Source organism: Acetobacterium sp. (assembly GCF_039830195.1).
Taxonomy (GTDB): domain Bacteria; phylum Bacillota; class Clostridia; order Eubacteriales; family Eubacteriaceae; genus Acetobacterium.
On sequence record NZ_JBDODG010000004.1, the window covers coordinates 1 to 8,657 of the forward strand.

The window sequence follows — 8,657 nt, forward strand, 5'->3', positions numbered from 1 at the left end:
TACGGTGGTGTGGGAGGTCGGCTGATCAATTAATGGTCAGCCTCCTACCCGATTTGCAGAAAATTTTTTAAGTCCATTCTGGCGCACGCAATACTCAGGCTTTGATGGCCCAGCGCAATTTGGCTGAACGGGCCCGGCCATTGGCATGGCATTCTGCGGCTGAGGGCCGGAGTGGACCGGGTGCCACCTCACGGTAGATGCCTTCCCGGAAGAAGCGCTGAAAAGATTTTTTAACCAGCCGGTCTTCACCGGAATGAAAGGACAGGATGGCTACCCGTCCGCCGGGGGCCAGCACAGCCGGGAGTTTTTCGAGAAATTCATATAAGACTTCATACTCGTCATTGACATCGATCCGCAAGGCCTGAAAGCATCGCTGACAGGTTTTCTTCATGGCTTCCTTGCTATTGCTGCCGGGAATTTTTTTCAGGGCTTCTTTGATAATTTCCTGAAGTTGGGTGGTGGTGGCGATTTCGATGCCCTTGTTTCGCTGGGCGATAATGGCTTTAGCAATGGCAGCCGCATTGGGTTCATCGGCGTTTTCAATAAACATCCCTTCCAGCTCATCCATGGAAATGGTGCTTAACCGTTCGGCGGCCGAAATCCCTTTTTCGGGATTCAGTCGCAGGTCCAATGGTCCGTCAAACTTAAAGGAAAAGCCGCGTTCGGGATTGTCGATCTGCATCGAGGATACCCCTAAATCCGCCAGCACAAAATCCAAAGGTCCGGATTCCCGGGCTATTTCATCAATTTGGGAAAAGTTCAGATGGCGGATGGTTAATATCTCCGGGCCATAACCATTGCTGGCCAGTCGCTGTTGCGTCCGGGGCAGTTCGATGGCATCGACATCGGTGGCGTACAGGTGTCCCTGACCCGCCAGACATTGCAGCATCGCCTGGGTGTGACCGCCAAAACCGAGGGTGGCATCCAATCCGGTTTGTCCCGGTTTGATCGCCAGAAATTCGAGGATTTCATTAACGCAAATTGAGCGGTGCATCCCGGCTGGGGTACTGCCCTTTTGCATTACTTTTTCCACCGTATCTGCATATTTTTCCGGTTGTAATTCCTTATACTTGTCTTTGTAGGCCTTGGGGTGGGTGCCTTTGTAGCGGGGCCGGCGCTGATGTTTTGGTTCCTGATTATCCACTGGGAAACCTCCGGGATACAGAATTGGAGTTGCTGCTCTTTGAATTTGTTGGTAAAAATGATTGTATATATAATTGTATAAATAATACCTTGGTCATGCTTTTAACCGCCTTTGATAGATTTGGATGGTAGTATCAATATGATACCAAATACCATTTATAAAAGCAAACCCGGAAAAGCTATGACGAAAATATAAACGGGTGTTTTGGATATTCAGGGGGGCGAATGGGTAAAAATAAAACATACCGATTGGATAAATAAATGGCAATCAATCCATGTGAAAGGTGAGTTAGGATTATCCGATGAGATTACAGAGTAAAACAACAATCAGTATTTTGCTCATTGTCATTGCCTTTGTTCTGATTATTTCCAGCGAACAGATTCTTCTGGTTTTGCCCAGGTTTGAAAGCATTAATATTGAAAAAGCTACCAATACCGTTGATGAAGGTTTGCGGGTGATGGAGGATGAGATTGACAACATCGCCATTACGGTCAGCGACTACGCAGTCTGGGACGATACCTACAATTACACCAAGAATAGAGATGAAGCCTTTATCCAGGCCAATTTTACCGATGAGGCCATGGATAACCTGAATATGTCTTTTGCTGGCGTTTACGGCAAAGATGGGTTTTTGTTTTTCTATGATACGTTTGAGGACAGTCAGCAGACCGAGACCATTAAAAAAAGAAATCGGCAGTCGCTTTAAACCCGAACTGTCTAGTGGCGAGGGGTTTATCTCGGTCGGCGAAAAAACCTATATGTTTGCCACAATGCAAATTTCAAACACTGCGGCAAACCAGATCGCCGGCTATTACTTTATTTTTGGCCGGGATTATCTCCAGGCCACCAATGAGAAACTGGCAAAGATTCCCGGAGCGTCCCTGGAAATTATGGAATTACAATCAATGAGCGCAGTGGACAAACAACATATTGAGGATGTTTATACTGATTATTATGGCAATGGGGCAATCGCCGCCACCGGGGATCAGTCTTTTTATGAGCAACCGGATAACGCAACAATTCTGGCTTACGCCTAGCTGACCAACCTGGAAGGGGAAAGGTTTGCGGTGGTGCGCTCCACAACAGCAGCCAACATAATTGCCGAGGGACGAAACAGTCTCCATCAGACCGGTCTGATTCTGGTGCTGTTGGGCATTACGATTGCCGCGGTTACCGCATTTTTCGTTCGCCGCTATATTATTGATCCGTTGAATCATCTCAAAATAGGTCTGGATTCGTTGCGGTTTCGGGGGGGAATTCCGGGCATCAGGATGTCAAGGCTCTGGTTGCACGGAAGGATGAAATCGGCGAGCTATACCAGAAATTTATTTATGTAAGTTCCGATATCAAGGCCGCCAATGAAGAAAATCGACGGATGAATAATCAACTCGAAACCATGGTGCTGGACCGGACAAAAAAGTTAAAGGCTGCCAACGCGGAGCTGCTGCTCTACGGCGAGTCCTTCGAAGAAACCAGCGAGGGGCTGCTAATTACTGATCCAGATGGACGGATCATAATGTGCAACAAAGCCTTTGAGATTCTATCCGGTTATGGTAAAGTAGAACTGCTCGGTCAGCAACCCCAAATCATTAATCCGGCCAATGATAATGAAGAATTTTATGCAATGCTGTGGCAGACTTTAAAAACTGCCGGAAGCTGGAAAGGGGAGTTATGTTATCTCCGGCAGGACCGGGCCCTGATCCCGATCTGGCTCAGTTTTAATGCGATTTGTGATCCGTCAGGTACGGTTACCCATTATGTCGGGGCCTTTTCCGATTTGACCGCCCAGAAGGATCTGGAGAATCAGCTGGAGAAAATGGCTTTCTATGACGGTCTCACCGGATTGCCAAACCGGGCCCTGTTTTATATTCATTTACGTAAAGCCGTTGCCCGGGTAAAACAAGCCAACACAAAAATTGCGGTGCTGTTTATCGATCTTGACGGATTTAAACTGGTTAATGATACCTTTGGCCACAGTTACGGTGATATACTGCTGATTGAGGTGGGCAACCGGATCAGCCAGAACATCCGGGAAACTGATTTGTTATCCCGTTGGGGCGGTGACGAATTCACCATGATTCTGGAGAATGTCCGGGAAAAGGCTGACGTGGAAAAGATTGTCAGCGATCTGCTCTACAATATTTCCCGGGAAATTATCATTTCCGGGGAACGGATCAGCATCGGCGCCAGTGTCGGAATTGCCATTTTTCCCGATGTCGGCGACAGTATCGAAGAAATTATGATCAATGCCGACAAGGCCATGTACACCTCCAAAGCCAATGGGAAAAACTGTTATACCTTTGCGACCGGCCAGACCGTGCCTTATGAAATTCCTAAAATTATTATGATCAACCGTTTAAAACGGGCGATCGCCAGTCATGCCTTTCATCTGGTTTATCAGCCGCAGATTGCGGTGGAAGCCAATCATTGCCGTATTTTTGGTGCCGAAGCGCTGATCCGCTGGACCGACGGAGAAGGTCAAACCTATTTGCCGGATGAGTTTATCAGCCTGACCGAAGAAACCGGGATGATCAATGCCCTGGGCCAATGGGTCATTGATGAGGCCTGTCAAACGATCCGGGAATTCGCTGAGCAAGGGATTTGCGTCCCCATCAGTATTAATGTTTCGGTGATGCAGTTTAAATCCTATGATCTGGTTGGGGCAGTCAAACAGGTGGTTGAAAAAAATCAGATTGATCCTAAATTGCTATACATGGAAATCACCGAAAATATTTTTGTGGAGGACGAACTCCAGACCCTGCTGGCGATTATCGCCTTAAAACAACTGGGAATCAAACTCGTGCTGGATGATTTTGGCAGGGGGTATTCATCACTGGGGTTAATCAGCCAGCTGCCCTTTGATCTGATCAAGGTTGATAAGAGTTTTACCCAGGGAATGGGTTTGGAGAAGGAGAAAAAACTGGCTGCGATGATCATTTCCATCGGCGAGGTGCTTAACCTGCAAACCATTGTCGAAGGGGTTGAAACCCGGGAACAGGTCGATTTTCATGCTCACAATGGGGGGAAAATCTATCAGGGATACTATTTTAGCAGGCCGCTGGAAAAATCTGATTTTATCGATTTATGTCTGGGCAAACGAAAGCTTGAAACGATAGTTGAGTGATGATGCTGAATCACTGCTGCCAGTGAATCAAAAAAATAATACGACAAAAAAGAGGAGTAGAGGAATATGTGTAATCAAAAAAATAAAAAAACGGCGCCATCGATTGACGCCTGGTTGAAAGAAGCCAAATGTGATCCCCAGGCCTTACAGGAAGGGATGTATCTGGTCCATAACGGTACTGTCCGCCAAACCCCCAAAGCCAAGGTGCGCCAGGGCGTGGATGACGGTTCGCAGGTTACCGGTATGGAATTCTTTTACGACGCCGCCAAGGTTGAGGCCGCGATCGAAGCCACAAAAAAAATGGACGGTATCTTCCACGTACGGGTCTGGCTCAATGAAGGACAGCTGGACCTGGGCGATGATATTATGTTTGTCCTCATCGGCGGTGATATCCGGCCCCGTGTGATTGATGCTCTGCAGTTTCTGGTTGAAACCATCAAAACCACCTGCGTCACTGAGATAGAGCAGAAATCAGAGACAAAAGAATAGGCATTAATTTTCATCACAATCAAAATTCAAAGCTTATTTTGTCGCAAAAATATTGTTTTGTGACAAAATAAGTCATAAAACTAAAAGCCAGCTTTTCAGCTGGCTTTTAGTTTTGACTCATTTAATCAAATAGAATTAAAGTGAAGCGGCTTTAGCCTGTTCAAATTCATCCTGGATTTCCTGGGAGGGTTCCTTGGTCAGCAGGGAAACCACCACGATAAAGAAGCAGGAGACCAGGAAGGCTGGCATCAGTTCGTAAATACCGAAGATACCGCCCAGAGGCTTAATCAACAGTCGCCAGATAAAGACCATGCCGCCACCAGCCAGCATGCCGGCAATTGCGCCTTCACGATTGGTCCGTTTCCAGAACAGCGAGAAGATCATCAGCGGTCCGAAGGTAGCGCCAAAACCGGCCCAGGCAAAGGCGACGATACTAAAGATGACGCTGGTTTCATCCAGAGCCAGCAGGACACCGATCACCGCAATGGCGATCAGGGTCAGATGGGAAACCCGCATGATTTGCTTTTCGGTGGCATCCTTTTTGAGGATACCCTCGTAAATGTTTTTAGAAAAGGCCGAAGCCGCAATCAGCAGGTAGGAATCCGATGAACTCATGGTTGCAGCCAAAATCCCGGCCATTACGAATCCGGCGAGCAATGGCGGCAGTAGATTGGTGGACATGACGATGAAAATACTTTCCGCTCCGCTTGGAGTCAGCAGTTCGGTGGGGAATAAAACCCGACCGATCAGACCGATAATAACGGCAGCAAACAGTGAAATCACACACCAGGTGGTGGCAATCCGTCGCGCCTTGGGAATTTCAGCAGCATCGCGGATGGCAATAAACCGCAGTAATACTTGGGGCATCCCAAAATAACCAAGACCCCAGGACATCGTCGAGATAATCGTCAGGAAGGTGTAGGGTAAGGCTGGGCCAAAAACCGGGTTGCCAGTCAAGACCTGTTGGGTCCCGTCGACCACGGTGGGGTTGGCAATGCCGAAGAAGTCAAAGAAACCAGGGATCCGCTGGATATTTTCCATCACACCACTAATGCCGCCGGCAGCCATTACACCGAGGATCAGGACCAGGGTCAGTGCAATGAACATGATGATGCCCTGCAAAAAGTCCGATACACTTTCAGCCAGGAAACCACCTAGTAAGGTATATAAAATAACAAAACATGCACCGACGATCATCACCACCTGATATTGAATGCCAAACAGCGAATTAAACAGCTTACCGACCGTAACAAAACAGCTGGCGGCGTAAACCGTAAAGAAAACCAGAATAAAGACTGAGGCAATCAGCATAATCACCTTGCTTTTTTCTTTGAAACGGTTGCTGAAATATTCGGGAATGGTAATCGCGTCACCGGCAATGGCCGAATAATTACGCAACCGTTTGGCGGTAATCTTCCAGTTTAGATAGGTTCCCAGCGCCAGACCCAAAGCCGTCCAGAAGGCATCACTCCAACCGCACCAGTAGGCTACACCGGGCAATCCCATTAGCAGCCACCCGCTCATGTCGGATGCTTCTGCACTCATTGCCGCAACCCAGGGTCCCAGGGAACGGCCGCCGATAAAATAATTGTCACTGTTCTCGTTGGCGATCTTTAAAAAATAGACGCCGATACCGAGTATCGCCGCGATGTAAATGATCATGGCGATCAGTATTTGAATGTTATCAGTACTCATTCTTTCCTCCTAAATTAAATTCCAATGTATTATAGCATAGAATGAATTTATATACAAAGAAATGGATGAAAAAATACCGCTGCAGAGAATCTGAAGCTCTTCCGGCGACTCGATAACGAGCTTAGGTATTGCAGTCGATTGATTTGATGTTGACTAGTTAGTCATTTACACGTATAATAGTTTAAAATCAATGAGTTAAATAAATGTGACGATGATCTGGAGGTAATGATTGGATAAGCGCGAAAGAATTCTCAAAGCAGCTTTACAGCTTTTTAATCGCTATGGTTTTGATAATACCCCAACAGCACGGATTACTAAAGAAGCCGGGGTGGCCACCGGGACATTGTTCAACTATTTTAGAAGTAAGGAAGAACTGATCAATGTGCTTTATTTGAGCTGCAAAGAATCTCTGACCCGGCGCTTATCTTTTGGGCTTGAGCACGAGACCACCTTCAGAAGCAAGCTGAAACGGATTTACATTAATTATATCGGCTGGAGTCTTGATCACACCGATGAATTTTTATTTTTTCAGCAGTTCTGCAATGCTTCCTGTATCGGCGAAACCACCCGCAAAGAAGGGCTGAGCAAGTTCAATAACATTATGGAGTTAATTGCTGAGGGGATTGAGCAGGAAATAATTAAAAAGGTCAATCTCGATTATATGAGCAATCTGCTGATGGGGATTCTCAATGCGAACACCTATTATTTTATCGATAATCCCAGTTTGGCCGCAGATGACGGTTTTTTAGAAACGTCGTTTAATTTTCTATGGGATAGTATCAAAAACTAATTTTTTTTACAAATGAATGACTAATCAGTCATTTTGACTGGCCTGTGCCGGCCACGCTAGGGCTATTTAATAGAATTCACGGATAAGAGTGAGCGAACTGCTCAGCGGCGATCATAACGAATTTAAGAAGGAGCTACGAATATGAATTATCGGATCAATCCCAAAAATGGGGACAAACTTTCAGCCCTTGGTTTTGGCTGCATGCGTTTTGCCAAAGATGAACAAGAGGTGGAAAAACAGATTATTTACGCGATTGAAAATGGGGTCAATTATTTTGATACCGCCTATATTTATCCCAAAAGCGAAGCGATACTGGGCCGGGTACTGGCAAAAGGTTATCGTGACCGGGTCAAGATTGCCACCAAGATGCCCCCATATCTTGTAAAAAAATATGAAGATCTGGACAAGATTTTCAATGCTGAACTGGAGCGGTTGCAAACCGATCATATTGACTATTATTTTCTGCATATGCTGACGGATGTTAACATCTGGACCCGGCTGGTGAATCTGGGGATTCTTACATGGATCGAAGCAAAGAAACAGGCCGGGCAGATTATCAATATTGGCTTTTCGTATCACGGCGGTCGGGATGAATTTAAAAAGCTGGTGGATGTCTATGATTGGGAATTCTGTATGATCCAATATAATTTCCTCGATGAAAATAAACAGGCTGGTAAAGAGGGGCTGGAATATGCCGCCGCCAAAGGTTTGCCGGTAATGGTTATGGAACCCTTAAGAGGGGGGAAACTGGTCACCAACCTGCCCAAGGAAGTCTATCAGGTCTGGGATCAGGCCGCAGACAAGCGTTCGCCGGCGGAGTGGGCCTTTCGGTGGATCTGGAATCATCCGGAAGTTACCGTGGTGTTATCGGGCATGAATTCCCAGGCGATGGTGGAAGAAAATATCAGCGTGGCTTCCCAGACCGAGGCCAATGCTTTTACTGCGGCTGACCTGGAACTCTTTAATCAAGTCACGCAAATATTAAGCGATAAGATTAAAATCCCCTGTACCGGTTGTAATTATTGTATGCCGTGTCCTCGGGGTGTCGATATTCCCACCTGCTTTTCATGTTACAATGATCGTGAAATCGAAGGTAAGACGGCGGCCCTCAGCAAGTATATCATGCAAACCAGTGTTAAAAGCCAGACCAGCAATGCCTCGCTCTGTTCACAATGCGGTAAATGCGAAAGCCATTGCCCCCAGAATATTAGTATCAGAGATGAGTTGGCGACCGTTGCCAAATCCATGGAAGGCTTTTATTATAAACCAACCCGGTTTTTGATCAAACGCTTTATGAAATTGTAGAATGGCAGCGGGCAGCCGATTATTGAAATAATTACAATTTGACAAATAATTAACTTACTCAAACTTCGCACATTAAAAACACTTTAAAACGTTGATACAAAAGACTTTTC

The 8,657-nt window shown here is 46.3% G+C and carries 9 protein-coding genes; 7 read left to right on the forward strand and 2 right to left on the reverse strand.

The features are described from left to right. Positions 1–94: 94 nt before the first annotated feature. A complete protein-coding gene (rsmH, locus tag ABGU93_RS00830; RefSeq protein ID WP_347411609.1) occupies positions 95–1,144 on the reverse strand; it encodes a 16S rRNA (cytosine(1402)-N(4))-methyltransferase RsmH in 1,050 nt (349 codons plus the stop codon). Between the two features lie 301 nt (positions 1,145–1,445). Here rsmH and ABGU93_RS00835 point away from each other — a divergent pair, with 301 nt between their 5' ends. From ABGU93_RS00835 to ABGU93_RS00855, 5 genes are all read left to right on the forward strand, one after another. Continuing rightward, positions 1,446–1,850, forward strand: coding sequence for a CHASE4 domain-containing protein (locus tag ABGU93_RS00835; protein ID WP_347411610.1), 405 nt, complete (start codon positions 1,446–1,448; stop codon positions 1,848–1,850). A 64-nt stretch (positions 1,851–1,914) separates the two neighbouring features. After that, the gene (locus tag ABGU93_RS00840) at positions 1,915–2,181 is read left to right on the forward strand and encodes a hypothetical protein (RefSeq protein WP_347411611.1); all 267 of its coding nucleotides are present in this window, start codon (positions 1,915–1,917) and stop codon (positions 2,179–2,181) included. Positions 2,182–2,211: 30 nt separating this feature from the next. Further along, positions 2,212–2,481 carry a hypothetical protein gene (locus tag ABGU93_RS00845; protein WP_347411612.1) on the forward strand — a complete coding sequence of 90 codons (270 nt, stop codon included), beginning with the start codon at positions 2,212–2,214 and terminating at the stop codon, positions 2,479–2,481. Positions 2,482–2,519: 38 nt separating this feature from the next. Continuing rightward, the gene (locus ABGU93_RS00850; protein WP_347411613.1) at positions 2,520–4,268 is read left to right on the forward strand and encodes an EAL domain-containing protein; all 1,749 of its coding nucleotides are present in this window, start codon (positions 2,520–2,522) and stop codon (positions 4,266–4,268) included. A 66-nt stretch (positions 4,269–4,334) separates the two neighbouring features. Beyond that, entirely contained in the window at positions 4,335–4,757 is a 423-nt protein-coding gene (locus tag ABGU93_RS00855) for a molybdenum cofactor biosynthesis protein MoaE (protein WP_347411614.1), read from the forward strand. Positions 4,758–4,892: 135 nt separating this feature from the next. On the opposite strand, the gene putP is transcribed toward ABGU93_RS00855, so the two are convergent. Further along, the gene (gene putP / locus ABGU93_RS00860; protein WP_347411615.1) at positions 4,893–6,452 is read right to left on the reverse strand and encodes a sodium/proline symporter PutP; all 1,560 of its coding nucleotides are present in this window, start codon (positions 6,450–6,452) and stop codon (positions 4,893–4,895) included. 229 nt (positions 6,453–6,681) lie between these two features. Here putP and ABGU93_RS00865 point away from each other — a divergent pair, with 229 nt between their 5' ends. Together ABGU93_RS00865 and ABGU93_RS00870 are read left to right on the forward strand one after the other, a co-directional pair. Continuing rightward, positions 6,682–7,242, forward strand: a complete 561-nt coding sequence (locus ABGU93_RS00865) for a TetR/AcrR family transcriptional regulator (protein ID WP_347411616.1) — start codon at positions 6,682–6,684, stop codon at positions 7,240–7,242. A 141-nt stretch (positions 7,243–7,383) separates the two neighbouring features. Further along, positions 7,384–8,547 (forward strand): aldo/keto reductase, encoded by a 1,164-nt coding sequence (locus ABGU93_RS00870; protein WP_347411617.1) that lies wholly within the window; start codon positions 7,384–7,386, stop codon positions 8,545–8,547. The last annotated feature ends 110 nt before the right edge of the window (positions 8,548–8,657 follow it).

Excerpts from the sequence above, each read along its gene's own strand:
- ABGU93_RS00870 (WP_347411617.1), top strand. The coding sequence starts at position 7,384 with ATGAATTATCGGATCAATCCCAAAAATGGGGACAAACTTTCAGCCCTT.
- ABGU93_RS00855 (WP_347411614.1), top strand. The coding sequence starts at position 4,335 with ATGTGTAATCAAAAAAATAAAAAAACGGCGCCATCGATTGACGCCTGG.
- putP (WP_347411615.1), bottom strand. The coding sequence starts at position 6,452 with ATGAGTACTGATAACATTCAAATACTGATCGCCATGATCATTTACATC.
- ABGU93_RS00850 (WP_347411613.1), top strand. The coding sequence starts at position 2,520 with ATGAATAATCAACTCGAAACCATGGTGCTGGACCGGACAAAAAAGTTA.
- ABGU93_RS00835 (WP_347411610.1), top strand. The coding sequence starts at position 1,446 with ATGAGATTACAGAGTAAAACAACAATCAGTATTTTGCTCATTGTCATT.
- ABGU93_RS00840 (WP_347411611.1), top strand. The coding sequence starts at position 1,915 with ATGCAAATTTCAAACACTGCGGCAAACCAGATCGCCGGCTATTACTTT.